20 protein-coding genes are annotated in these 24,057 nt (G+C 60.6%); 1 reads left to right on the top strand and 19 read right to left on the bottom strand.

All coding sequences use genetic code 11. The annotated features are described in order from the left end of the window. Window positions 1-36: 36 nt before the first annotated feature. Entirely contained in the window at window positions 37-1,296 is a 1,260-nt protein-coding gene (gene rho, locus ACXMYO_RS01110; RefSeq protein ID WP_086620628.1) for a transcription termination factor Rho, read from the bottom strand. A gap of 415 nt (window positions 1,297-1,711) precedes the next feature. Next, a complete protein-coding gene (locus ACXMYO_RS01105; RefSeq protein WP_438766218.1) occupies window positions 1,712-2,035 on the bottom strand; it encodes a thioredoxin domain-containing protein in 324 nt (107 codons plus the stop codon). A 167-nt stretch (window positions 2,036-2,202) separates the two neighbouring features. On the opposite strand from ACXMYO_RS01105, the gene ACXMYO_RS01100 reads away from it, so the two are divergent. Further along, entirely contained in the window at window positions 2,203-3,717 is a 1,515-nt protein-coding gene (locus ACXMYO_RS01100; protein ID WP_457807536.1) for a Ppx/GppA phosphatase family protein, read from the top strand. Here the strand turns inward: ACXMYO_RS01100 and tilS are convergent. The 17 genes from tilS to tsf form a co-directional block, all read right to left on the bottom strand. Further along, window positions 3,691-5,007: a tRNA lysidine(34) synthetase TilS gene (tilS, locus tag ACXMYO_RS01095; protein ID WP_457807535.1), complete on the bottom strand. Its 1,317-nt coding sequence runs from the start codon at window positions 5,005-5,007 to the stop codon at window positions 3,691-3,693. The two genes, ACXMYO_RS01100 and tilS, sit on opposite strands and share 27 nt — an antisense overlap. Before the next feature lie 91 nt (window positions 5,008-5,098). Further along, window positions 5,099-6,052, bottom strand: coding sequence for an acetyl-CoA carboxylase carboxyl transferase subunit alpha (accA, locus tag ACXMYO_RS01090; protein ID WP_438768519.1), 954 nt, complete (start codon window positions 6,050-6,052; stop codon window positions 5,099-5,101). A gap of 199 nt (window positions 6,053-6,251) precedes the next feature. After that, window positions 6,252-9,761 (bottom strand): DNA polymerase III subunit alpha, encoded by a 3,510-nt coding sequence (gene dnaE / locus ACXMYO_RS01085; RefSeq protein ID WP_457807534.1) that lies wholly within the window; start codon window positions 9,759-9,761, stop codon window positions 6,252-6,254. Between the two features lie 125 nt (window positions 9,762-9,886). Continuing rightward, window positions 9,887-10,519 carry a ribonuclease HII gene (rnhB, locus tag ACXMYO_RS01080; RefSeq protein WP_457807533.1) on the bottom strand — a complete coding sequence of 211 codons (633 nt, stop codon included), beginning with the start codon at window positions 10,517-10,519 and terminating at the stop codon, window positions 9,887-9,889. A gap of 19 nt (window positions 10,520-10,538) precedes the next feature. Continuing rightward, entirely contained in the window at window positions 10,539-11,672 is a 1,134-nt protein-coding gene (lpxB, locus tag ACXMYO_RS01075) for a lipid-A-disaccharide synthase (protein ID WP_457807532.1), read from the bottom strand. A 31-nt stretch (window positions 11,673-11,703) separates the two neighbouring features. After that, on the bottom strand, window positions 11,704-12,474 hold the full coding sequence (gene lpxA / locus ACXMYO_RS01070) for an acyl-ACP--UDP-N-acetylglucosamine O-acyltransferase (RefSeq protein ID WP_438766210.1): 771 nt from the start codon (window positions 12,472-12,474) through the stop codon (window positions 11,704-11,706). Continuing rightward, window positions 12,471-12,914 (bottom strand): 3-hydroxyacyl-ACP dehydratase FabZ, encoded by a 444-nt coding sequence (gene fabZ, locus ACXMYO_RS01065; protein ID WP_115854698.1) that lies wholly within the window; start codon window positions 12,912-12,914, stop codon window positions 12,471-12,473. The genes lpxA and fabZ overlap by 4 nt, the downstream gene beginning before the upstream one ends. Before the next feature lie 136 nt (window positions 12,915-13,050). Continuing rightward, a complete protein-coding gene (lpxD, locus tag ACXMYO_RS01060) occupies window positions 13,051-14,091 on the bottom strand; it encodes a UDP-3-O-(3-hydroxymyristoyl)glucosamine N-acyltransferase (protein ID WP_457807531.1) in 1,041 nt (346 codons plus the stop codon). Between the two features lie 22 nt (window positions 14,092-14,113). Continuing rightward, complete coding sequence (locus ACXMYO_RS01055) at window positions 14,114-14,620, bottom strand: OmpH family outer membrane protein (protein WP_457807530.1); 507 nt, start codon at window positions 14,618-14,620, stop codon at window positions 14,114-14,116. 46 nt (window positions 14,621-14,666) lie between these two features. Beyond that, window positions 14,667-17,000 carry an outer membrane protein assembly factor BamA gene (gene bamA, locus ACXMYO_RS01050; RefSeq protein WP_438766206.1) on the bottom strand — a complete coding sequence of 778 codons (2,334 nt, stop codon included), beginning with the start codon at window positions 16,998-17,000 and terminating at the stop codon, window positions 14,667-14,669. 310 nt (window positions 17,001-17,310) lie between these two features. Next, on the bottom strand, window positions 17,311-18,660 hold the full coding sequence (rseP, locus tag ACXMYO_RS01045) for a sigma E protease regulator RseP (RefSeq protein WP_457807529.1): 1,350 nt from the start codon (window positions 18,658-18,660) through the stop codon (window positions 17,311-17,313). Window positions 18,661-18,662: 2 nt separating this feature from the next. Continuing rightward, window positions 18,663-19,853, bottom strand: a complete 1,191-nt coding sequence (ispC, locus tag ACXMYO_RS01040; protein WP_457807528.1) for a 1-deoxy-D-xylulose-5-phosphate reductoisomerase — start codon at window positions 19,851-19,853, stop codon at window positions 18,663-18,665. A gap of 114 nt (window positions 19,854-19,967) precedes the next feature. Continuing rightward, window positions 19,968-20,765 (bottom strand): phosphatidate cytidylyltransferase, encoded by a 798-nt coding sequence (locus ACXMYO_RS01035; protein ID WP_438766200.1) that lies wholly within the window; start codon window positions 20,763-20,765, stop codon window positions 19,968-19,970. Continuing rightward, window positions 20,758-21,501, bottom strand: a complete 744-nt coding sequence (gene uppS, locus ACXMYO_RS01030) for a polyprenyl diphosphate synthase (protein WP_457807527.1) — start codon at window positions 21,499-21,501, stop codon at window positions 20,758-20,760. The genes ACXMYO_RS01035 and uppS overlap by 8 nt, the downstream gene beginning before the upstream one ends. A gap of 63 nt (window positions 21,502-21,564) precedes the next feature. Next, window positions 21,565-22,122: a ribosome recycling factor gene (gene frr, locus ACXMYO_RS01025; RefSeq protein ID WP_115854690.1), complete on the bottom strand. Its 558-nt coding sequence runs from the start codon at window positions 22,120-22,122 to the stop codon at window positions 21,565-21,567. Between the two features lie 28 nt (window positions 22,123-22,150). Beyond that, on the bottom strand, window positions 22,151-22,891 hold the full coding sequence (pyrH, locus tag ACXMYO_RS01020; protein ID WP_115854689.1) for a UMP kinase: 741 nt from the start codon (window positions 22,889-22,891) through the stop codon (window positions 22,151-22,153). Between the two features lie 159 nt (window positions 22,892-23,050). Further along, complete coding sequence (gene tsf / locus ACXMYO_RS01015; RefSeq protein ID WP_438766196.1) at window positions 23,051-23,917, bottom strand: translation elongation factor Ts; 867 nt, start codon at window positions 23,915-23,917, stop codon at window positions 23,051-23,053. Window positions 23,918-24,057: the final 140 nt, after the last annotated feature.

The following is a 24,057-nucleotide window of genomic DNA, read 5'->3' as shown; positions in this document are numbered from 1 at the left end:
CGCCTTCCGACAACGCCCGTGACACCGCAGGACGCGCTAGCGGCGCTTCATGGCCTCGAAGAATTCCAGATTGGTCTTGGTATCCTTCAACCGGTCGATGAGAAACTCGGTGGCCGCCACATCTTCCATCGGATTGAGCAGCTTGCGCAGAATCCACATACGCTGCATTTCGTCCTCTGAGGCGATCAGGTCTTCACGACGCGTGCCGGAGCGGCGGATATTGAGCGCCGGATAGACACGCTTTTCGGCCAGCTTGCGGTCCAGATGCGCTTCCATGTTACCGGTACCCTTGAACTCCTCGAAGATGACTTCATCCATCTTGGAGCCGGTATCCACCAGCGCGGTCGCCAGAATGGTCAGGCTGCCGCCCTCTTCGATGTTACGAGCCGCACCGAAAAAGCGCTTGGGCTTTTCAAGAGCGTGGGCATCCACACCACCGGTCAGCACCTTGCCGGAGCTCGGAACGACGGTGTTGTAGGCACGGGCCAGACGGGTAATGGAATCCAGCAGGATCACCACGTCCTTTTTGTGCTCGACCAGACGCTTGGCCTTTTCGATCACCATTTCGGCGACCTGCACATGACGCGCCGGCGGCTCATCGAAGGTGGAAGCCACGACTTCGCCGCGCACGGTACGCGACATCTCGGTGACCTCCTCCGGACGCTCATCGATCAGCAGCACAATCATGTGACATTCGGGATTGTTACGGGTAATCGAATTGGCGATGTTTTGCAGCATCATCGTCTTGCCCGCCTTGGGCGGCGAGACGATCAGACCGCGCTGGCCCTTGCCGATCGGCGAGGTCAGGTCAATGACGCGCGAGGTGATGTCTTCCGTGGAGCCGTTGCCGATCTCCATGACCAGACGCTCCTGGGGAAACAGCGGCGTCAGGTTTTCAAACAGGATCTTGTGCTTGGCGTTCTCGGGTCGATCAAAGTTGATCTGATTGACCTTGAGCAGCGCAAAGTAGCGCTCGCCTTCCTTGGGCGGACGAATCTTGCCGGCGATCGAGTCGCCCTTGCGAAGATTGAAGCGGCGAATCTGCGACGGAGAGACATAGATGTCATCAGGGCCGGCCAGATAGGAAGAGTCGGCACTGCGCAGAAAACCAAAGCCATCCTGAAGGATTTCGAGTACGCCATCGCCGTAGATATCCTCGCCGCTTTTGGCGTGCTTTTTGAGGATGGCGAAAATGATGTCCTGCTTGCGCGAACGAGCCAGATTGTCGATGCCCATTTCCTGGGCAACTTCCAACAGCTCGGGAACAGTCTTTTGCTTGAGTTCGGTTAGATTCATCGGCTTGATTCGGAAATCGCTTTAGTCAGCATGGCTGTAAGAGATGCGGCCGGGACAGGAAACGGTATCTTGAATACCGCCTGATTGTAATCAGAGCCCGCGGGGTCTCGACGCCTGATGGTTATTGAAACCCCGGCAATGGAGATACACCCGAAAAGCGCCTCGTTCGAAGGAAAGAAGTAATATGACGGTAAAACCCGAGTTCAGCACCGACAGCTTCAGGGTCCGTTCGTCTGCTTGAGAAATGGCGTGACAGACTGGGAGAAAAGCAATATGACCCTGCTGGCTCGCTCGGCGGCTGGCAAGCAGCTGAAATCAGGCGAACGCACCGATGTTAGACAACGCTGATCACTGACGCAAGCCCTTTTATCGCGCCGGGAAGCGCCGACTTCGGCGCCTCTGACCAAAGCCTTATTTAAAGATGCTCATCAAGCAGCTGCTGTAGCTGGGTTGTGGAAAGTGCCCCGACACGTGTGGTCTCAAGCGTGCCATCAACGAAAAGACACAGGGTCGGCACCCCACGGGCCCCCAGGCGTGTGGCAAGCCCGGGTGAGGCGTTGATATCGACGCGATAGACCTTCACACGCTCGGCGTAGTCTCCGGCCACATCTTCAAGCACGGGCATCAGAACCCGACAGGGACGGCACCAGTCGGCGGTCAGCACAATCAGTGCCGGTTCGTGCTTGTCGGCCACTTCCTGCTCAAAGCGGTTTTCATCCAGATCAATGATGGTGCTCATGCTTCTCCCCGTTGACGTCTTGTTATCGTCTGCCTTCCGGGGCGAGCTGCCCGTTTAAGCAATTGACATGATATCAGCCTGATATCACTCTTTGGCGAACCAATACCTGACCGAATGGGCCTGATGGACGGGGCCTGCAAGGACAGCAACGCCATGGATATCGGCTCATGACGCATGTTCAGACACTACCCTCTTCCGGCCCGCTACGCCTGGCTGCCGTGGACCTGGGCTCCAACAGCTTTCACCTTTTGATCGTGGATGCCGACAACGGCCATTTCACCGAACTTGAAAAGTGCAGCAAAAAGGTACAGCTCGCCGCCGGGCTTGACGACCAGGGCCGTCTTGATGAAAGCGTCATGATGCGGGCCCTTGAATGCCTGCAGGAGTTCGGCACCATCATCGATGAACACCGGGTGGATCGGCTGCGGGTCGTGGGCACCAATGCCCTGCGCTCGGCCGCCAACAGTATCGATTTCGTGATCCGCGCCGAGCAGTGTCTGGGCCAGCGAATCGAGACCATTTCGGGTCGCGAGGAAGCACGCCTGATCTATCAGGGCGCCTCTACCGCCTGGCAGGACGATACCGCAAACTGTCTGGTGGCCGACATCGGCGGCGGCTCGACCGAGCTGATCGTGGGCGCCGGTACCCGGCCGCTGGCGCTGGAAAGTCTGGAAATGGGCTGTGTGGCCTATACGCGTCGCTTTTTCGACAGCGGCGAGATCACCGAAGCCACCATGCAGGCCGCCGAGCAGGCCGCCCTGCTTGAGCTTGCCAACATCACCACGCACTATCGCCGCCTGAGCTGGCAGCGTGCCATCGGTACCTCGGGCACCATCAAGGCCGCCGCCGCCACGCTCAAGGCGATGCAGCCGCACCTGAAAAAGGGCGAAATCACGCGCGACGGGCTTTTGGAACTGCGCCGGCAGCTGATCGAACAGGGTCATCTGGACCGAGTCAGCATGGCCGGTCTCAAAAGCAATCGGGCCCGGGTCTTTCCCGCCGGCGTGGCCATTTTGAGCGCCATTTTTCAGGCACTGGATCTGACACACATGCAGCATACCAGCGGTGCGCTTCGTGACGGGGTATTGCTGGATCTTCTCTCACGCGACACCCGCCACGACGTGCGCCACATCACACTTGGCGACATGCAGCGCCAGTATCAGGTCGATACCCGACACGCCGAATACGTGGCCGCCACAACACTGGTGCTGTTTGACCAGGTGGCCTCCGCCCTGGCGCTCGATGATGCTTCCCGCAAGCTACTGGAACAGGCGGCCATGGTCCATGAGATCGGTCTGGGGGTCGCCCACAACCGCTATCACCAGCACGGCAGTTACCTGCTGGCCAACAGCGACATGCCGGGCTTTTCGCTGCCCGACCAGCTCACCCTGGCCTGGCTGGTGCAGGCGCATCGTCGACAGTTCCCCGAACCACCCCCTGAACATCGTGCGGCACTGCCTGCAGGCGATCTCATGCACCTGGCGCGCCTTTTGCGACTGGCCGTGGTGCTGTGCCGCGCCCGCGACCCCGACAGTGACTGGCAGCCCGAGCTGCGCGCCGATGACCAACGCCTTGAGCTGGCCTTCGCCAGGCCGGTGCCCGAGCTATTGCAGCAGGACCTGGCACTTGAGCGTCAGTGGCAGCAGCGGGCCGCGTTAACACTTGTCATCGATACGCCCTGAGTCATCAGGGCGCGCTTCCAGCGTCCAGCCATCGGCCGCCAGCCGCAGCGGCCCCAGCACGCCGACCGGGTCACTGTCGTGCCACACAACAACGATCCGGTCGCGCTGCCAGGGCGGGATGGCCTGCTCCTGCAGCAGCTTTTTAAGCGTTCGGCGCTGCCCGCGCACCTGAAGTTTTTCTCCACCAGCGCGCGGCGCCAGCGTCAGTGCCGGCTTCTCGCCTGCCGGGGGCCTGATTTGATCGCCAATGACGCCCAGCGGTGTCGCGATCGGCGCCTGGCCATCCCATGTCATTGACCATGCGTGATCAGGCGCTGCCACATCGTTTTCGACCATCAGAAACAGGATACCCCGCCACAGACGCGCCTGACCGCCGGGCCAGTCGATGTGCACCTGACGGTCCATCCCTGCACGGGCCAGCTGGTCCAGCAGGGTCTCCAGCCGTCCACGCGGCGGCAAAGCCAATCCCAGCTGCTCGATCGCAGTTGTCATGACCAGCCGCTGTCTTGGCCGGCTCAGCGCACACAGCGTCTCGCGCGGCAGCCGGTCGGGCGAGCCACCCAGCGCCGCGAGATCCATCGCCGCCAGCGCCTGCAAAAGCGCATCGACCTCGCGCAGATGGTCAGCGCTGCGCGCCATCTGTTCGGCAGCCGCCGGCCAGCGCGTCTTGAGAGGTTTCATGACCCGATGGCGCAGGTAGTTGCGATCCTGATGATCGTCGTCGTTGGTGGGGTCGTCACACCAGGCAATGGGCTCATCAACCAGACAGGCATCGATCTCCTCACGCGCGGCCTGCAAAAGTGGCCGCTCGAGCCGGCCTGCCCCCAGCGCGCGATGCGCGGGCATGCCAGCCAGCCCGCGCACGCCGCTACCGCGCATCAGGCGATACAGCAGCGTTTCGGCCTGATCGTTTTGATGATGGGCCATCCACAGGGTATCACCGGGCGCCAGCAGGGCTTCGAACACGGCGTAGCGTGCGCGACGGGCCCGGGCTTCCAGCCCGTCGTCACCCTCAGGAGTGACTCGCTCGACCCGCAACGCTACGCCCAACTGCTTGCAGGCGCGACGGGCCGACTCGACAAAGGATTCGGCCGCCGGCTGCAGCCCGTGGTGGACATGAATGGCGTGCAGAGTGATATCGGGATAGCGTCGAACCGCGCGGGCGGCCAGCAGCAACAGACAGGTACTGTCACGCCCGCCCGACAGCGCCACCCAGAGCGTTGCGGCGGGCGAGCGCTCGTGCATCGCTGCCATGGCGTTTTCGATGCGTGCTTCAAGTGACGGTGTCATGACCGGAGGCTCCCTGCTCGGAGGTGGTGACCATCAAAAACGGGAAGGCAGAGCCTTCCCGTTTTGTATGCCTCCCTGGTCGCGGTCGCGATCAGTCGAGCGCACCATAGCTCATCAACCGCTCGTAGCGCCGCTCCAGCAGGGACTGGGTGTCCATGGCCTGGAGCACATCCAGCTGATGCAGCAGCGACCCCTTGAGGCGGCGTCCCATTTCGGAGACGTGACGATGCGCACCGCCCAGCGGCTCCTCGATCAGCGTATCGACAAACCCGAGCTCCCTGAGCCGGGTCGCCGTGATGCCCATGGCCTGAGCCGCATCCGAGGCGCGATCGGCACTTTTCCACAGGATCGAGGCACACCCTTCCGGGGAAATGACCGAATAGGTGGAAAACTGCAGCATGGACAGCGAGTCGCACACGCCGATGGCCAGGGCGCCGCCGGAGCCGCCCTCACCGATCACGGTCGAGATGATGGGCGTTTTCAGACGCGACATGACTGCCAGATTGCGGGCGATGGCTTCACTCTGACCGCGCTCTTCGGCATCGATGCCCGGATAGGCGCCGGGCGTGTCGATGAACGTCAGAATGGGCATGTGAAAGCGCTCGGCCATCTCCATCAGTCGGCAGGCCTTGCGATAGCCTTCCGGACGCGGCATGCCAAAGTTGCGGCGCACCTTGTCCTTGACCGTGCGGCCCTTCTGATGGCCGATGACCATGACGGGGCGGTCATCAAGACGGGCCACGCCGCCGACCAGGGCGGCGTCATCGGCAAAGCTGCGATCGCCGTGCAGCTCATCGAATTCGGTGAAGATTTCGGCAAGATAGTCCAGCGTGTAGGGGCGCTGGGGATGACGAGACAGCTGAGAAACCTGCCACGAGGTCAGATCGCGAAAGATCTGCTCGGTCAGCTTGCGGCTCTTGTCCTCGAGCTTGGCAATCTCGTCACTGATGTTGATCTTGCTGTCGTTGCCCACCAGCCGCAGTTCTTCGATCTTGGCCTGCAGTTCGGCAATCGGCTGTTCAAAGTCGAGATAGTTCGGATTCATAGGGTACGTCACAGAGCTCTTTCATCAACGCGAGCAGCGCAGGGCGTGCACGACAGTATCGGCCTGGACCGTCGCAGCATGGAAAGGCAGCGCACGGCGTCGGTGAATCGGTGGGCCATTATCCCATTGTGGGCGTTGGGTGCAACCATGGTTCGATATCTATTGTACCGTGATGCGATACCGGGCCATCTCGACAGGCTCAGCGGTAGCAAAGCCTGACCTCGGGATGGCCTTCCACGCCCTCCTGAAGCCCGGTGATCAGCTCGTCACAGGGCGATACCCGCCACTGCGGATCAAACTCCAGACAGCCGCCGGCCTGATGATTGCGATACTGAAGCCGAACGGGCAACCCCTGCTGGTCCAGATGCGGCGTCAGTCGATCCATGAGCGTGCGGCTGAAGCGGCCGTTGATGCGCTCGATATCGATGCTGATCTCGAGCGCCTCGCCAAAGCGGGCACGGGCCTCGACCATGGGTGTGACCTCCTTCGCCCGCAGGCGCAACCCGCCGGAGTAGTCGTCCAGGCTGACCTCACCTTCAAGAATCACCACCCGGTCGGCCGCCAGATGCTGGCGCACCTGATCATAGAGCTCGCCGAACAGGGACGCCTCGATCCGGCTGGTGCGGTCATCAAGGGTGACAAAGGCGATGGTGTCACCCCGCTTTGACTTCATGGTACGCATGGCAACGATCAGCCCGGCCACCCGCTGCGGCTCGCGCGACGGCCTGAGATCAACGATGCGGGTCGAGACAAAACGCTTGAGCTCGCTTTCGTACTCATCGATGGGATGGCCGGTCAGATAAAGCCCCAGCGTGTCCTTTTCCCCGGCCAGCCGGTCCCGGTCGCTCCAGTTGCGCGCGCCGCGATGGTCACTGTAGACATCGATGTCGCCTGCCTCTTCGCAGACAAACGCCTCGCCGAACATGTCAACCATGCCGATACTGGCATTGTTCTGGCTCTGCGACGCCGCGCGCAGGGCATCTTCCAGCGCCGAAAACAGCACCGCGCGCGACGGCCCCAGATGGTCCAGCGCCCCGGAGCGAATCAGCGCCTCCAGCGTGCGCTTGTTCATGCGTTTGCCATCAATGCGACGGCAGAAATCAAAGAGATCCTGGAAAGGGCCGCCGGCATCGCGCGCCTCAACGATGGCACCGATCGGGCCTTCACCCACACCGCGAATCGCTCCGAGGCCATAGACCACCTGCCCCTGCTCGTTGACGCTGAAGCGGTAGCTGCCGATGTTGACGTCCGGCGGGGTAACGGTGAGCCCCATGCGCCGGCACTCCTCGATCAAGGGCACCACCTTGTCCAGGTTGTCCATCTCGGTCGAGAGCACCGCGGCCATGAAGGGGCCCGGGTAGTGCGCCTTGAGCCAGGCGGTCTGATAAGAGACCAGACCGTAGGCCGCCGAGTGGGACTTGTTGAAGCCGTAACCGGCAAACTTCTCGACCAGATCAAAGAGATTGCCCGCCAGATCGGCATCGATGCCGTTACTGGCACACCCTTCCATGAAACCGGCACGCTGCTTGGCCATCTCCTCGGGCTTTTTCTTGCCCATGGCGCGGCGCAGCATGTCCGCCTGTCCCAGACTGTAACCCGCCAGCACCTGGGCGATCTGCATCACCTGCTCCTGATAGAGGATGATGCCGTAGGTGGGTTCCAGCACGCTTTTGAGCAGCTCGTGCTGATAGTCGGGATGCGGATAGGCAAGCTCGGCGCGCCCGTGCTTGCGGTTGATAAAGTCATCCACCATGCCGGACTGCAGCGGCCCCGGACGGAACAGGGCCACCAGGGCGATCATGTCTTCCAGCGAATCGGGCTGAAGGCGCTTGATCAGCTCCTTCATGCCGCGTGACTCCAGCTGGAACACCGCCGTGGTCTCGGCCTTTTTCAACATGTCAAAGGTCGGCTTGTCATCGAGCGGGATGGTGGCAATATCCAGCCCTCCCTTGCCTTCTCGCGCCCGGACCGTATCGACCATCTCGAGTGCCCAGTCGATGATGGTCAGCGTCCGAAGCCCCAGGAAGTCGAACTTGACCAGCCCGGCCTCCTCGATGTCGTTTTTGTCGTACTGCACCATCAGCCCGCTGCCGTCCTCGTCGCACAACAGCGGCGAGAAGTCGGTCAGACTGGTGGGGGCAATCACCACGCCCCCGGCGTGCTTGCCGGTACCGCGGGTGATGCCCTCAAGCCGGCGCGCCATGTCCCAGATTTCCTGGGCATCCTCGTCGACCTCCAGAAACTCGCGCAGCGCGCTTTCCTGCTCGTGCGCCTTGGCAAGGGTCATGCCGACTTCAAAGGGAATGAGCTTGGAGAGCTTGTCGCCCAGCGAGTAGGGTTTTCCCTGGGCACGCGCCACGTCACGGACCACGGCCTTGGCCGCCATGGTGCCAAAGGTCACGATCTGTGAGACGGCGTTGCGCCCGTAGCGGTCGGCCACGTAGTCGATGACCCGGTCACGCTTTTCCATGCAGAAATCGACGTCAAAGTCGGGCATGGAGACACGCTCGGGGTTCAAAAAGCGCTCGAACAGCAGATCGTATTCCAGCGGGTCGAGATCGGTGATCTCCAGCGCGTAGGCCACCAGTGAGCCGGCGCCCGAGCCACGTCCCGGCCCCACAGGCACATCGTTTTGCTTCGCCCAGCGGATAAAGTCCATCACGATCAGAAAGTAGCCGGGAAAGCCCATCTGATTGATGATGTTGAGCTCGAAGTCCAGCCGCTCGCGATATGCCGGTTCGTGCTCTTCGCGCGAGCGGCCCGGATAGATGGGGCGCTCGCCGCCGAAGAGCAGATCCAGACGTCGGGTCAGGCCATCATGGGAGAGTTCGCAGAAGAACTCTTCCATGGTCTGGCCTTCCGGCACCGGATATTCCGGCAAAAAGATCTCGCCCAGGCGCATTTCAACGCTGCAGCGCGCAGCGATGTGGACACTGTTTTCCAGCGCCTCGGGAATATCGGAGAAAAGTGCTGCCATCTCCTCGGGCGTTTTGAAATACTGCTCTTCGGTGTAGCGCGTCTCGCGGCGCGGGTCGTCCAGCGCCTTGCCTTCACCGATCGAGACCCGGGTCTCGTGCGCCCAGTAATCCTCGCGGGACAAAAAGCGCACATCGTTGGTCGCCACAACCGGCGTGCCGGTTTCCATGGCAAGCTCTACGCAGAGATGCAGGCATTCCTCGTCGTTTTCACGCGCCGTGCGCTGAAGCTCCAGATAGAACCGGTCGGGGAAAAATCGCTGCCACTCGGTGAGCAATTCGCGCGCGGTCTCGGTATGCCCGTGCAGCAGATAGCGCCCGATCTCGCCTTCGCGGGCACCGGACAGGGCGATCAACCCATCGCTTTGCTCGAGCACCCACTCCTTGTGCAGGTAGGCCCGCCCCTGCTGTTGACCGTGCTGCCAGGCCCGTGAAATCAGTTTGGTCAGATTGAGATAACCAGTCTGGTTCATGGCCAGCAGGGTCAGGCGATAGGGATGCGCCGGGTCCTGAGGATTGTAGAGCCAGACATCGCTGCCCACGATGGCCTTGAGTCCGGCACCCTGCGCCTGTTTGTAAATCTTGACCAGACCGAACAGGTTGGTTTCATCGGTAACGGCCAGGGCGGGCTGGCCGATCTCGACGGCCTTTTGTGTCAGCGCCTTGAGCCGGATCAGCCCGTCGGTCAGCGAATATTCACTGTGCAGTCGCAAATGTACAAAGGGCGTGGTCATGGGTGCAGGCTCGCTATATTCAACGAATGGTCTCGGGGGACACCGGACAGGCAACGCCATGGTACCGATGAACACCGTTGCCGGGCCAGTGGCCCGGAAAGAGAGAAAAGCGTTAGCTGTTGGATTCAGTCCGCCAGCAGTGCCCTGACGGGTCGGAAGGAGCGCCGGTGCTCGGGCAGCGGCCCCAGACGGGCCAGCGCCTCCAGATGGGCTTTGGTCGGATAGCCCTTGTGGGCGGCAAAACCGTATTCGGGATGGCGAACGTCCAGCGAGTGCATCTGGGCGTCGCGGGCCACCTTGGCCACGATCGAGGCCGCCGCAATGGCTGCCACGCGACTGTCGCCCTTGACGACGGCCTGGCCCGGCAGGCGATGCCCGGGCAGGCGATTGCCGTCAACGAGCAGATACTCCGGCGTGATCGACAGGCCATCAATGGCACGACACATGGCCAGATGCGTGGCGTGATAAATATTGAGCGTGTCGATTTCGCCGGGCGTGGCCTCACCCAGCGACACGGCCAGCGCCTGTTCGCGGATCAGGCGATCAAAACGCTCCCGGCGCGCCGGTGTCAGCTTTTTGGAATCCATCAACCCTTCGATGGGGCGCTCGGGGTCGAGAATCACGGCGCAGGCCACAACGGTGCCGATCAATGGGCCGCGCCCCACTTCATCGACCCCCGCCAGACGCCAGCCCTGATAGGGAACGACCAGCGGCGACTGCTCGGCATTTGAAGTCATGATTTCGGGAATAAAGTTCATGGTCTGTCGTGGTGGTGTCTCAATGAGGCCGGTCTACCAGCTCGGTAATGGCCAGGGCGGCCCGCGCACTGGCACCGCGCTGAAGCGTTTTGTGCATATCGATAAAGCGCTCGCTCAGCGCACGGGCCTCGCTATCATTTTCGAGCAAAGGCGCCAATGCCGCAGCAATTGCCTCGCCCGTAGCATCATCCTGAATCAGCTCGGGTACCAGACTTTCCTGAGCAATCAGATTGGGCAGGGAGATCCAGCGGGTCTTGACCATGCGTCGCGCGATCTGCCAGGTCATGGGCGCCATGCGATACGCCACCACCATGGGGCGATGGCAGAGCATGGCCTCAAGTGCCGAGGTGCCCGAGGTCAGAAGCACCGCATCGGCGGCCGTCATGACCTCCCACGCCCGACCGTCCACGACCGTAATCCCCTGTTCGACTACGCCGTGCGCCAGCAGCTCGTCACGTCGTGTGGGAGTGGCAGCCGGCATGATGACTTCAAGCGCCGGCAGACGCTGTCTTAAAAGCCGGATGGCCTCAAGAAAAACGGGGGTCATGAAGCCGATTTCGCTGCCGCGCGAGCCCGGCAACACGGCCAGCACGCGAGCACTATCATCAAGGCCCAGTGTCTGGCGCGCCTGATGACGGTCATTTTTCAGCGGCAGCTCTTCGGCCAGTGGATGCCCAACAAACCGAACGGGCACGTCATGGCGCTCGTAGAATTCGGCTTCAAAGGGCAGAAAGGTCAGCATCATGTCGACGGCGCGCCGAATCTTTTTGACCCGACCCTGACGCCAGGCCCAGACCGAGGGACTCACATAATGCGCCGTGGTCATGCCGCTTGATCTGAGCTGCGCTTCCAGCCCCAGATTGAAGTCCGGAGCATCGATGCCGATCATGATATCTGCGCCCCAGCTCTGCGCGTCGCGCCTTAAATGTCGGCGCACGCCTACCAGCTTCGGCAGATGCCTGAGCACCTCGACCAGCCCCATGATGGAAAGTGTTTCCAGCGGATAGAGGCTTTCGATCCCCTGCTCGATCATCCGGGGGCCACCGATGCCGCGAAAGCTCACATCATCACCGTAGTGACGCTTGAGCTCTCGCATCAGTGTCGCCCCCAGGATATCGCCCGAGAGCTCACCGGCTACCAGATAAACGCGCATCGTGGTTCTCTCCGGCAAGCGGTCTGCACTATCAGCGTGTCAGGCCACGCGATGAGCTTCTCAGTGAATCGATGAAAACATCAAGCCAGGCACTGCGGTTGTCCTGCTGATCAAGGGCTTCCAGGGCCTGCGCCAGCGTCTGCTGACTGCGAAACACCAGCTTGTAGGCACGGCGCAGCTCGCTGATCACTTCACTGTCAAAGCCACGGCGCTTGATGCCCTCGGCATTGAGCCCGTGCGTGGCGGCCGGGTTGCCGGTCACCATGACAAAGGCCGCGATATCCTTGGTGATGATGGAGCCGCCGCCGCACATGGCGTAGGTACCCACGTGGCAGAACTGGTGCACGGCGGACAAACCGCCCAGAATCACGTTGTCACCGATATGGACATGGCCGCCAAGCGTGGCCTGATTGGCCAGGATCACGTTGTCACCCAGAATGCAGTCGTGGGCGACGTGGGCATAGGCCATGAACAGCCCGCCGCTGCCGATACGAGTCACGCCCTGGTCCTGCACGGTACCCCGGTGAACGGTCACGCCTTCACGAAAGATATTGTTGTCGCCGATCTCAAGACGCGTGGCTTCCCCGCGGTACTTCTTGTCCTGGCAGTCTTCACCGATGGTCGCAAACTGATAAACACGGTTGTTGCGACCCATCGTGGTGGGCCCTCTGACCACCACATGTGGCCCGATGACGCTTCCGGCGCCGATCTCGACATCGGCACCGATCACGCTGAACGGGCCGACCTCGACATCGTCAGCCAGGCGCGCAGCAGGATCGATGATGGCAGATGGATGAATCAAGAGACTTTCCTCTCGGCACAGATGATATCGGCTTCACAGACCACCTCACCACCGACGTGCGCACGGCAGGAAAACTTCCAGATGCCGCGGCGCGCCTTGAGCATGCGCGCTTCCAGCGTCAGCTGATCGCCCGGAAAGACCGGACGCTTGAGGCGAACATTGTCACTGCCGACATAGTAATAGATGTAGCCATCGGCCGGTCGCTTGTCGACCGTCTTGAAACCGAGAATACCGGCGGCCTGGGCCAGCGCTTCGATAATCAGGACCCCCGGCATGATCGGGTGACCCGGAAAATGCCCCTGAAAGAAGGGCTCGTTGTAGCTGACGTTCTTGCATGCCGTAATGCATTCGCCCAGCTCCAGCGCGGTAACGCGATCCACGAGCAAAAACGGGTAACGATGGGGGAGATATTCCTGGATCTCGTTGATATCCATGACCATGGGCTCACAACCTCTGACATAACGAAATGCCTGCCGAACCGGCAGGCATGTGACTGGCGGCCGCATGGCCCACCATTATGATATTTGCCGCGAAAGCGGCAATGGAAAACCAATTGTGCCAGCGACTCGAAAGCGCCTACTCACCGTCGCTCTGGCGTTCGAGACGAGTGATTCTTCTGGCCAGCTGATCAAGCTGTTTGAAGCGCACGGCGTTTTTGCGCCACAGCGCGTTGGGCATCGAGCCGGTACCGGACGAGTAGATGCCGGGCGCCTCGATGGAATTGGTGACAAGACTCATGCCGGTAATATTGACGCCATCGCAAAGCGTCAGATGGCCGGCAAGCCCGACACCGCCGCCCAGCTGGCAGTGTCGACCGACATGAGTGGAACCGGCAATGCCGACACAGCCGGCCAGGGCACTATGATCGCCGATGTGCACGTTGTGGGCGATCTGCACCTGCGAATCGATCTTGACGTCGTGGCCGATGACCGTGTCATCCAGCGCGCCGCGATCGATACTGGTACAGCTGCCCACTTCCACATCATCGCCGAGAATGACGCCGCCGAGCTGCTCGATCTTGTGCCAGCCGCTGCCGTCGTGTGCAAAGCCGAATCCGTCGCCACCGATAACGGCGCCACCATGGATGATGGCGCGAGCGCCGATAATGACCCCGTGATAGAGCGTGACACCGGCATGGATCAGGCTGTCCTCACCCACCGTACAGTATTCGCCCACCACGCTATTGGCACCGACCGTGACCCTGTCACCCAGCGTGACACCCGCGCCGATCACCGCATGGGCGGCCACGGTGACATCATTACCCAGTCGGGCACTGTCATCGATCACGGCCGTAGGATGGATGCCGCCGCTCTGGCTGGGCAGAATCGGAGCGAAGCAGCGGGAAAGATGCGCATAGCCCAGATAGGGATTGTCGATGGCCAGTGCCGGCACCGGACACTGGGGGACCAGATCCGGATGCAGCATGACGGCGGCCGCCCGGGTACTGGCCAGATCCTTCAGATAGGCGCGATTGGCCAGAAAGGCAATGTCGGTGGTGTCGGCATCCTGCAGGGTCGACAGCCCGTCGACACGCACGGTGCCATCACCATGAAGGGTGGCACCCAGACGCTGGGCGAGATCGGCGAGTGTATAGTCTTGACTTGAATATCTTGTCATCTTGGCGGAGCGACGCGCGCCTTCAGTTGAGCGAGTTGAAGGTTTGGGTCACTTCCTGAGTCAGGTCCAGCGCATCATCTGCATAGATCACGCTGTTACGATCGACCAGCACATCCACATTGTGACGCTTGACCACCTGTTCGATGGCGCGGTCGAGTTTGGGGCGCGCCTGCTTCAGGAAGGCCTCCTCCTGCTCGGCACGCTTTTGCTCAAGCTGACCACGCTGCTGCTGGAACTGACCGCCCTTCTGACGCAGTTGTTGCATGACGTTTTGCCGCTCGCTGTCGGACATTACATCACCATCGCTTTGCAGACGCTGCTGCAGACGCTGCACCTCTTCACCCAGTGACCTGACCTGCTGCTGCTGACTGCCCAGCTGATTTTTGAGCTGGTTCATCGACTGCTGCGCCGAGGTGGTCTCAAGCAAGGCCTGCTGCCAGTCCAGTACCGCCACCTCATTGGCCTGCGCAGCTCCTGCAGCTGTACCCATTGCTCCGGTCATCGCCAGAGCCAGCATCCACTTACGCATTACACAACTCCTGAAATTCGTATCATTGTAACGCAATGGCCAATGATCAGAAGGTCTGGCCCAGCGAAAACTGGAAGAACTGGGTTTCGTCGTCATCCTTTTTATTGATGGGACGCGCTACCGAGAAGGTCAGCGGACCGACCGGCGTCAGCCAGGAAAGCCCCAGACCGGCACTGTAGCGAAGATCTCCCAGATCCACACCGGAGCTGCACTGGGAATCGCGGCCCGACTCCACGGGATAGCAATCGCTCAGGAAGGTATTACCGGCATCAATGAAAAATGAGGTCTGAACCTGACGATGATCGTCGATAAAGGGCGTCGGGAAGATCAGCTCGGCAGAGCCTTCCAGCAGGATGTTGCCGCCCAGCGTATCGTCATCGCCTCTGTTGCGCTCGGTGGTGCGCTGACCCAGCGTGTTGCTGCGAAAGCCGCGAACGGAGCCCAGACCACCGGAATAGAAGTTCTCGTAAAACGGCATGTTGTCGGTGCCGCCGAAGCTATCGGCGTAGCCCAGCTCCGAGCGGAACTTGAGCGCCCACTCTTCGGTCTTGATCGGGAAAAGCTTCTGACCCTGATAGCGCAGCTTGTAGAACTGTGCATCGCCACCGGCCGTCTCAACGGAGGCGTTCTGATAGCTGCCGCCTGTGGGCAAAACGCCGCGGTTGAGGTTATTGCGCGTCCAGCCGGCCGTCAGGCTGTAGGTATTGAAGTCCTTGCCCTCATCGTTGATGAACTGAACGATTTCCGAGGGAGAGTCGTCATAGTCATCGACATGAAGACTTTCAAGATTGATGCCAAAATTCAGCCGTGACAGGTCGCTGATCGGATAGCCGAAATTCACCCCGCCGCCAAAGGCGTCGGTTGAATAGGTCGAGATATCAGAGTCCTCATAATCGGTGGCCCGATAGTAGAGGTTATAGCCACGCGAGATGCCATCCAGGGTCCAGTAGGGATCGGTATAGCTGAACCGCAGGTTCTGGTAGTACTTGCTGGTCTGTGCGCCGATGTCCACCCGATTGCCCGTGCCCAGAAAGTTGCGCTGGGACAGCGAGGCGCCATAGATGATGCCTTCGGACTGGGCAAAACCAAGACTTGCCGAGATGCTGCCCGAGGGCTGCTCTTCGACGTTGTAGGTGACATCGAGCTGGTCGGGTGTGTCGGCGACCGGCTGGGTATTGACCTCGACCTGGCGGAAAAAGCCGAGTCGCTCAAGGCGGGCCTGGGAGTCACTGATGGCATCAGTGGACGCCGGCGCCCCTTCCAGCTGGGTCATTTCACGACGCAGCACTTCATCAGCGGTGGTGGTGTTACCGCGGAAGTTGACGCGTCGAACATAGGCGCGCCGGCCCGGGTCGACGTTGAAGGTCACATCGACCCGGTCATCGTTTTCGTGAATATTGGGCACGGCCTCGATACGGGCAAAGGCAAAGCCCTGCGCGCCGAGCGCCTTGCGAAGCGCCTCGGAAGACGCCGTCAGATCCGACTGGGAAAAAATCTCGCCGCTTTGTGCCTGCAGCAGACCACGAGCCTGCTCGTCGGGCATTTCGATGTTGCCGGCAAAGTTGATATCGCCAAAGCGATAGCGCTGGCCCTCATCGATGTTGACCGTGACATAGATGGAGGACTTGTCGGGGCTGATCGAGACCTGGGTGGAGTCGATGGAGAAGTTGACGTAACCCCGATCGAGATACCAGGAGCGCAGACGATCCAGGTCGCCCTGCAGCTGCTCCCGGGAGTACTGATCGGACGAGAACCAGCCGAAGAACCAGCCCGGCCGGTCTTCAAGCTCAAACTGGCTCTGGAGGGTCTCATCATCAAAATCCTGGTTGCCCACGATATTGATCTGCTTGATGCGGGCCACGTTGCCTTCGTTGATATCGATATCAACCTGCACACGGTTTTGATCGCGCTGATGGACCGACGTCGAAATGCTGGCGCTATAACGCCCCTGCCCCTGATAGACCCGCTCGAGCTCGCGCTGCATCTCTTCAAGCGTCGAACGCTGAAGCACCTGCCCTTCGGCCAGGCCTGCATCGCTCAAACCCTGTCTGAGCTGATCCTCGGGAATCTTGGAGTTGCCGTTGATATTGATGGTGGCAATGGAGGGGCGCTCATCGACATCGATGACCAGGACATCGCCATCCCGGCCCAGCTGCACATCATCGAAAAGGCCGGTACGAAAAAGCGCCCTGCCGGCGTTGGAGATCGACTCATCGTTGACCGTGTCGTGAGCGGAAACGGGCAGCGCGTTGAACACGGTCCCCGCAGAAACACGCTGCAACCCTTCCACGCGAATATCGGAAACCTCGAAGGATACGGCAAACGCCGCCTGGGAGGCGCCCATTAACAACACCGCCCAACCTGTAGCTCTAATCTTCATGCCGTCATTTCGCTTGTTACAGAATTCCGCCCACTCGGGGCCCGCTTTTGCTCAAGGTTCATGCCAATGCCCTGACAGGGTCCAACAAAAAGGAAACCGTTTCGTTTATCGACATCGATGCTCCGAGCGGGAAGGCCAGTATGACACTCCAGATACGCCAGCAGTAGCCATCAACCACCCTGACGGGAACAGGCACCTTATACACAACCCCACCACCCTGACAAGCGCCGACGTCATGGGCTCGGTACAGAATTTGTAATAATGGCGACACCAGCCGCCCGGGCTGTCACGCCCGCAGCCATCGAAGCCGTTAAAGACGCATGATGTCAAAGTAAAAGGCCATCAGCATCAGCGAGGCGATCAGTGCCATGCCGATACGCAGCCCGAATGCCTGCACACGCTCTGATACCGGCCGCCCTCGAACAAGCTCAATGAGGTAATACACAAGATGGCCACCATCCAGTACCGGCACCGGCAACAGGTTTAGTACGCCAAGACTGATGGAGAGATAGGCCAGAAAACTGATAAAGGTTTCAAACCCTGACCGGGCCGAATCGCCTGCCACTCGAGCGATCGTGATCGGTCCGGAAAGGTTGGACGGTGAAATCAGACCCGTAATCATCTTGCCGATGGCGCCCACGGTCAGAGAGGTCATCTCGCCGGTTCGCGACAACGCCTGGCCCACAGCGCCCAGCGGCCCCCATGACAGGGTACGTTGATACTCCGGCGGCCAGCTGACACTGCCGGCTCCGGCGCCCATGAAGCCAGCGGTCTCTCCGTTTTGCTCGCGCGCCTCGGGCGTGACTGTCAGCATCATGTCGCGGCCGTCACGCTCTACTTGCAGCTCCAGCGGCGTATTGGCGGATGCCTGTACGCGGGAGACCAGCGCCTCCCACTGTGACACTGGCTGACCGTTTACTGATCTGATGCGATCGCCGGGCTCGAGTCCGCCCCTGGCCGCCGGACTGTCGTCAAGCACCTGCCCGATCACGGGCGCAATGTCAGGACGCCAGGGCATAAAGCCGAGCGTGCGCAGCGGTTCGGGCGGATCCTGACGCGCCATGAAGCGCTCGACCGGCAGCCGGTGCTCTTCAAGGCGCCCCTGGTCATTGCGCGTTGAGACCTCGAGATGACCGCTGGCACCGATCTCGGCCACCAGCGCCAGATTGACCCCGTTCCAGTCCGGCGTCTGGCGCCCCTGAACGGCCACGATTTCCTGACCGTTTTGCAAACCACCGCGTGCGGCGGGCGAGTCCGGGCTGACCTCGCCCACCATGGGCACAATCGCGGTCGTGCCCACCATGAACATGACCCAGTAGGCCACCACCGCCAGAATAAAGTTGGCCAGCGGCCCTGCGATCACTACGGCAATGCGCTTGAGAACATGCTGGCGATTGAAGGCCAGATGCTGTTCACCGGGCTCTACCGGCCCCTCACGCTCATCGAGCATCTTGACGTAGCCGCCCAGCGGAATGGCGGCCAGAGCAAACTCGGTGCCATGCCGGTCAACACGCGAGATCAGCGGCTTGCCAAAGCCTACCGAAAAGCGCAGCACACGAATGCCACAGCGCCGCGCCACCCAGAAATGACCGAATTCGTGAATCGTGATCAAAAGCCCCAGAACAGCAATGACCGCCACGATGTTTTGCAGGATACCCATGGCTATCCTCCGACAGCCGTGACGGCCAGCTCGTTGATCACATTTTGTGCCTCGTCCCGGGCCTGGCGGTCATGCGAGAGAATGACGTCAAGCTCATCGGCGCTGCACCGCTCGATGCGACCCATGACGGTTTCAACCACCACCGGAATATCGTTGAAGCCGATAGTGCCTGCCAGAAAGGCATCCACCGCGATCTCGTTGGCCGCGTTAAGCACGGCCGGCGCTGTCCCACCGGTCATCATGGCCTCGCGAGCGAGCCGCAGACAGGGAAAGCACTCAAGATCGGGTGTCTGGAAATCAAGGCGAGCGATGGCAAAGAGATCCAGCGGCTCGACGCCGGCATCGATGCGCTCGGGCCAGGCCAGCGCATGCGCAATCGGCGTGCGCATATCGGGGTTACCCAGCTGCGCCAGCACCGAACCATCGCTATAGGCTGCCATGGAATGAATCACGCTTTGCGGATGCACGACCACATCGATCTGCTCAGGCGTGGCATCAAACAGCCAGCAGGCTTCGATCAGCTCAAGGCCCTTGTTCATCAACGTTGCACTGTCCACCGATATCTTGCGGCCCATGGACCAGTTGGGATGAGCACATGCCTGGGCCGGTGTGACCTGTGCCAGCGCCGCCCGGTCGCGATCCCGGAAGGGCCCGCCCGAAGCAGTCAGCAGCAACCGGGTAATGCCATGGCGTTCAAGCCCGCCTCGGTGCTCGCGCGGCAGGCACTGAAAAATGGCGTTGTGTTCGGAATCCAGCGGCAGCAATACCGCACCGGAACGGGCCACCTCACGCATGAACAGCGCACCGCTCATCACCAGCGCTTCCTTGTTGGCCAGAAGAATGCGACGCCCGGCGCGCACGGCCGCCAGCGTCGGCATCAGCCCGGCCGCGCCGACGATGCCGGCCACCACTACTTCGGCCTCACCGGCTACATTGCAAAGCGCCTGCTCGCCCCAGCTGACCCGGGTGGCCACGCCGTGTTCCTCCAGGGCCGCGCCAAGCCGGCGCGCGTCTGTTTCACTTCCCAGCACGGCATGCGCGGGCTGATGCTTCAGACACAGTGCCAGCAGCTTTTCAACGCTTGAATGCGCCGTCAGCGCATGCAGACGATAACGATCAGGATGGCGTTCGATGACATCAAGAGTACTGGTACCGATCGAGCCGGTAGCCCCCAGCAGGGTGACAGTCTGCATGAAAGAGATCCTGGAAGCTGAAACGGATGGGAGGCAAACAAGAGTGACCCGGACCGAGACGATTGACCCTCATCGACATTCGATCGCGAGCCACAAAACGCATACTGGCGGTGCTTAACCGATCCAGGGCGCCAGCAGGGCAAAAATGGGAATGGCGGCCGTGAGGCTGTCGATTCTGTCCAGCACGCCACCATGGCCCGGCAACAGATTGCCGGAGTCCTTGATACCGCGATAACGCTTGAGCATGCTCTCGTTGAGATCGCCCAGCACCGAGGCGGCCGTCACGATGGCACTGATAATGATCAACACCAGCGTCTGACCGATGCCCATGCCCTGCCAGAGCGCCATAAGCAGTGCCAGAAGGGCCGTCCCGCCCAGCGCCCCGTAAACGCCGGCCCAGGATTTTCCGGGGCTGACATTGGGCGCCAGCTTGCGGTTGCCATAGGCGCGACCGGCAAAATACGCCGCGATATCCGCGCCCCAGACCAGCAACAGGACATACAACAGCCAGATCGGCGATTCACGCAGCAGCAACAGGCCGACCCAGCACGGCAGCAGCGCCCATAGCCCCATGGCATAGCGCACGCCACGGCTTTGCCACTGATCAAGCCTTTCGGGATAGCTGATGACCCAGTACAGACAAAGCAGCCAGCCCGCCAGCGCGATCCACAAGGGCCAGGTGTGAAGGGCCGCGCCGGAAGACCATCCCAAAGCCATCAGGGCGATCAGCGTGACCGTGAACAGGGCACGATCCTTTAACGACTCGCCGCCGGAAAGATTGGACCACTCCCACGCAGACGCCGCGACCAGAAGACCTACAAAAGTGGCAAACCAGCCGCCGCCCAGCACGAAAAGCAGCACCAGTGACGTGGGCCCGATGGCCAGCGCTGTCAACACCCGTTGTTTAAGCACCCTGAACCTCGATTTGTTCGTCGGTCATGCCGAAACGTCGCTTGCGACCGGAATAAACGCTTAATGCCTCATCAAAGGCATCGCCACCAAAATCGGGCCAGTAAAGCGGTGAGAAGTAAAACTCCGCATAGGCCATCTGCCAGAGAATAAAGTTACTGATGCGCTGCTCGCCGCTGGTGCGAATGCACAGATCCACTTCCGGAATCCCGGTCGATGACATTTCACGATCAAAGAGGGTTTCGTCGATATCATCTGCTGCAAGACGGCCGGCCTCAACCTCTCGTGCCAGTCGTTGCGCGGCGCCGGTAATATCCCAGCGGCCGCCGTAGTTGACTGCGATGATCAGCTTCAGTCCCTGATTATGACGCGTCAGGTGCTCGGCCTTGTCGATGGCGCGATTGAGCGAGGCCGAAAGCCTCGAGCGGTCCCCCACAATGCACAGGCGAATGCCGTTTTTATGCAGGCGGGACACTTCACGCTTGAGCGCCATGATGAAAAGCTCCATCAGGGCGCTGACTTCCTGTTCCGGTCGCTTCCAGTTCTCGCTGGAAAAGGCAAACAGCGTCACGGCCTCCAGATGATGCTCGGCCGCGCGTTTGATCACGGCCCTGACCGACTCTACCCCGGCATGGTGACCGCGTACGCCGGACAGCCCGCGTGACTTTGCCCAGCGATTATTGCCGTCCATGATGATAGCCACATGCCGGGGCATGTTTGAAAACTTGTCAGGCGTCATGACTTCTCACTGCAGACGCGGCAGCACGCCGCGCCCTGAGTCGGATGGTTTCGGGCCCGGACATCAGACCTGCATCAGATCGCTTTCCTTTTGCTCAAGCGACTTGTCGATCTCGGCAATGAAGCGGTCGGTCAGCTTCTGGATACCGTCCTGCGCCTGACGCTCTTCATCTTCCGAAATGTCCTTCTGCTTGAGAAGGGATTTCAAATCACCATTGGCATCGCGACGAATATTGCGCACGGCCACCTTGGCATGCTCGGCTTCGGAGCGCGCCTGTTTGGTATAGCCCTTGCGGGTCTCTTCGGTCAGCGCCGGCATCGGCACGCGAATGACCGTTCCTGCCGTGGACGGATTCAGGCCCAGATCCGCGGTCATGATGGCCTTTTCCACCTTGGGTACCATGGTTCTTTCCCAGGGGACCACTGACAGCGTACGAGCATCCTCGACATTGACGTTGGCCACCTGAGACAGCGGCATCTCGGCACCGTAGTATTCAACGCGAACGGCATCCAGAATGCTGGGATGGGCACGTCCGGTACGGATCTTGCCAAAGGCCGACTGCAGCGATTCAACGCTTTTCTGCATGCGGTTTTCGGCGTCTTTCTGGATCTCGTTGATCACTTTGTAAATCCTCTGCTCAGCCTTGTAATTACACCGGGCCGTTATCGACGATAGTGCCTTCACGACCACCCATGACAAGATTCAACAGTGCGCCATGACGCGTCATGTCGAAGACGCGAACCGGCATGTCATGGTCACGTACCAGGCAGATGGCGGTCAAATCCATGACGCCGAGCTTCTGGTCGAGTACATCATCGTAGCTGAGTCGCTCATACTTGGCGGCATCGGGATGCTTGACGGGGTCCTTGTCGTAAACACCGTCGACCTTGGTGGCCTTGATGACCACGTTGGCATCGATCTCGATACCGCGCAGGCAGGCAGCACTATCGGTGGTAAAGAAGGGATTACCGGTGCCTGCCGAGAAGATCACGACATCACCGGAGGTCAGGTAGCGGATGGCCGTGCGGCGATCGTAGTGCTCGACCACACCACTCATCGGAATGGCGGACATGACACGCGAGCGGATATTGGCGCGCTCCAGCGCATCACGCATGGCCAGGGCATTCATGACCGTGGCCAGCATGCCCATATGGTCACCGGTCACCCGGTCCATGCCGGCTTCGTGCAGCGCGGCGCCACGAAACAGATTGCCACCGCCGACCACGATACCCACCTGGACACCAATGCCCACCAGCTGGCCGATTTCAAGCGCCATGCGATCCAGCACCTTTGGATCGATACCGAAATCCTGTTCGCCCGTCAGCGCCTCACCCGAGAGCTTGAGCAGAATACGCTTGTACTTGGCGCTACGTTCAGTATTGGGGGGCATGTGACATCCTCCTGATGGCCCGAGGGGAGAAAACGTGAGAGGTATCGCCGTTCATGGCAAGAAAGGCCATGTTCGAGCAGATACGCGAAGGCGTGCGCGAACGCACGCCTTCAAAACGTCGGCGGCCGGTTCTGACCGCCGACAGGAAACGACACGCGATCAGCGGCGTGCCTGTTCCATGACTTCCTTGGCGAAGTCGACTTCTTCCTTCTCGATACCTTCGCCGACTTCAAAGCGCACAAAGCTAACAACTTCAGCGCCCGCCTGCTTGGCGTATTCGGCCACGGTCACATTCTGGTCCTTGACGAAAGGCTGATTGATCAGGCTGTTTTCGGCAAGATACTTCTTCAGACGACCCTGAACCATCTTCTCGGCGATTTCGGCCGGCTTGCCGGCCATGTCGGGCTGCGCCAGGATGATGGCCTTTTCGCTGTCGAGCTCGGACTGGGGCATCTTCTCGGGATGCGACACCGACGGATTGATCGCTGCAACGTGCATGGCGATATCACGGGCAACGTCCTGATTGCCGCCGGTAAGCACCACGACCGCACCGATGCGATCGCCGTGAACGTAGGCACCAACGCTGCCACCTTCGGGCGCCTCGATGACGGCGGCACGACGCACGGTGATGTTCTCGCCGATTTTCTGCACCAGCTGTGCCCGTGCATCTTCCAGCTCGCCTTCCATCACTACGGCGATGTCTTCGTTACGCGTGTCGAGCACCTTGCTGACGACTTCATTGGCAAAGTTCTTGAAGTTGTCATCACGCGATACGAAGTCGGTCTCGGAGTTGACTTCCAGCATGACGGCAGTCGTACCGCTGTCGTCAACGCGCGTCAGTACCGCGCCTTCAGCGGCCACACGGCCTGCCTTCTTGGCGGACTTGAGCCCTGCGTTCTTGCGCAGGTTTTCGATCGCGGTATCGATGTCACCATCGGCTTCGGAGAGTGCCTTTTTGCACTCCATCATGCCAAGCCCGGTGCGCTCGCGTAGTTCCTTGACCAGAGATGCGCTGATAGCTGCCATGTCATGAACCTCTGTTGAATCATGTATTCGGTTCCGGAGACACCGGAACGAGAAGAAAAATCGGTAGCATTACGAAATGACAGTTTAGAGACAGACGATCGGACACTGCACTCGATGCGATCCGTTGCCTCAAAAAAGGG

The sequence above is a fragment of the Kushneria sp. EE4 genome, from assembly GCF_977968315.1.
Note: the sequence above shows the minus strand (reverse complement) of the source record. Positions and strands in the feature narration are given on the sequence as shown.

What these genes read in the sequence shown, in the direction of transcription:
- fabZ (WP_115854698.1), bottom strand. Translation starts at nt 12,914, where the DNA reads ATGGTCATGGATATCAACGAGATCCAGGAATATCTCCCCCATCGTTAC.
- accA (WP_438768519.1), bottom strand. Translation starts at nt 6,052, where the DNA reads ATGAATCCGAACTATCTCGACTTTGAACAGCCGATTGCCGAACTGCAG.
- tilS (WP_457807535.1), bottom strand. Translation starts at nt 5,007, where the DNA reads ATGACACCGTCACTTGAAGCACGCATCGAAAACGCCATGGCAGCGATG.
- ACXMYO_RS01055 (WP_457807530.1), bottom strand. Translation starts at nt 14,620, where the DNA reads ATGCGTAAGTGGATGCTGGCTCTGGCGATGACCGGAGCAATGGGTACA.
- rnhB (WP_457807533.1), bottom strand. Translation starts at nt 10,519, where the DNA reads ATGAACTTTATTCCCGAAATCATGACTTCAAATGCCGAGCAGTCGCCG.
- ACXMYO_RS01100 (WP_457807536.1), top strand. Translation starts at nt 2,203, where the DNA reads ATGACGCATGTTCAGACACTACCCTCTTCCGGCCCGCTACGCCTGGCT.
- pyrH (WP_115854689.1), bottom strand. Translation starts at nt 22,891, where the DNA reads ATGCCCCCCAATACTGAACGTAGCGCCAAGTACAAGCGTATTCTGCTC.
- uppS (WP_457807527.1), bottom strand. Translation starts at nt 21,501, where the DNA reads ATGACGCCTGACAAGTTTTCAAACATGCCCCGGCATGTGGCTATCATC.
- lpxD (WP_457807531.1), bottom strand. Translation starts at nt 14,091, where the DNA reads ATGACAAGATATTCAAGTCAAGACTATACACTCGCCGATCTCGCCCAG.
- tsf (WP_438766196.1), bottom strand. Translation starts at nt 23,917, where the DNA reads ATGGCAGCTATCAGCGCATCTCTGGTCAAGGAACTACGCGAGCGCACC.
- bamA (WP_438766206.1), bottom strand. Translation starts at nt 17,000, where the DNA reads ATGAAGATTAGAGCTACAGGTTGGGCGGTGTTGTTAATGGGCGCCTCC.
- dnaE (WP_457807534.1), bottom strand. Translation starts at nt 9,761, where the DNA reads ATGACCACGCCCTTTGTACATTTGCGACTGCACAGTGAATATTCGCTG.
- rseP (WP_457807529.1), bottom strand. Translation starts at nt 18,660, where the DNA reads ATGGGTATCCTGCAAAACATCGTGGCGGTCATTGCTGTTCTGGGGCTT.
- rho (WP_086620628.1), bottom strand. Translation starts at nt 1,296, where the DNA reads ATGAATCTAACCGAACTCAAGCAAAAGACTGTTCCCGAGCTGTTGGAA.
- ACXMYO_RS01105 (WP_438766218.1), bottom strand. Translation starts at nt 2,035, where the DNA reads ATGAGCACCATCATTGATCTGGATGAAAACCGCTTTGAGCAGGAAGTG.
- lpxB (WP_457807532.1), bottom strand. Translation starts at nt 11,672, where the DNA reads ATGCGCGTTTATCTGGTAGCCGGTGAGCTCTCGGGCGATATCCTGGGG.
- ispC (WP_457807528.1), bottom strand. Translation starts at nt 19,853, where the DNA reads ATGCAGACTGTCACCCTGCTGGGGGCTACCGGCTCGATCGGTACCAGT.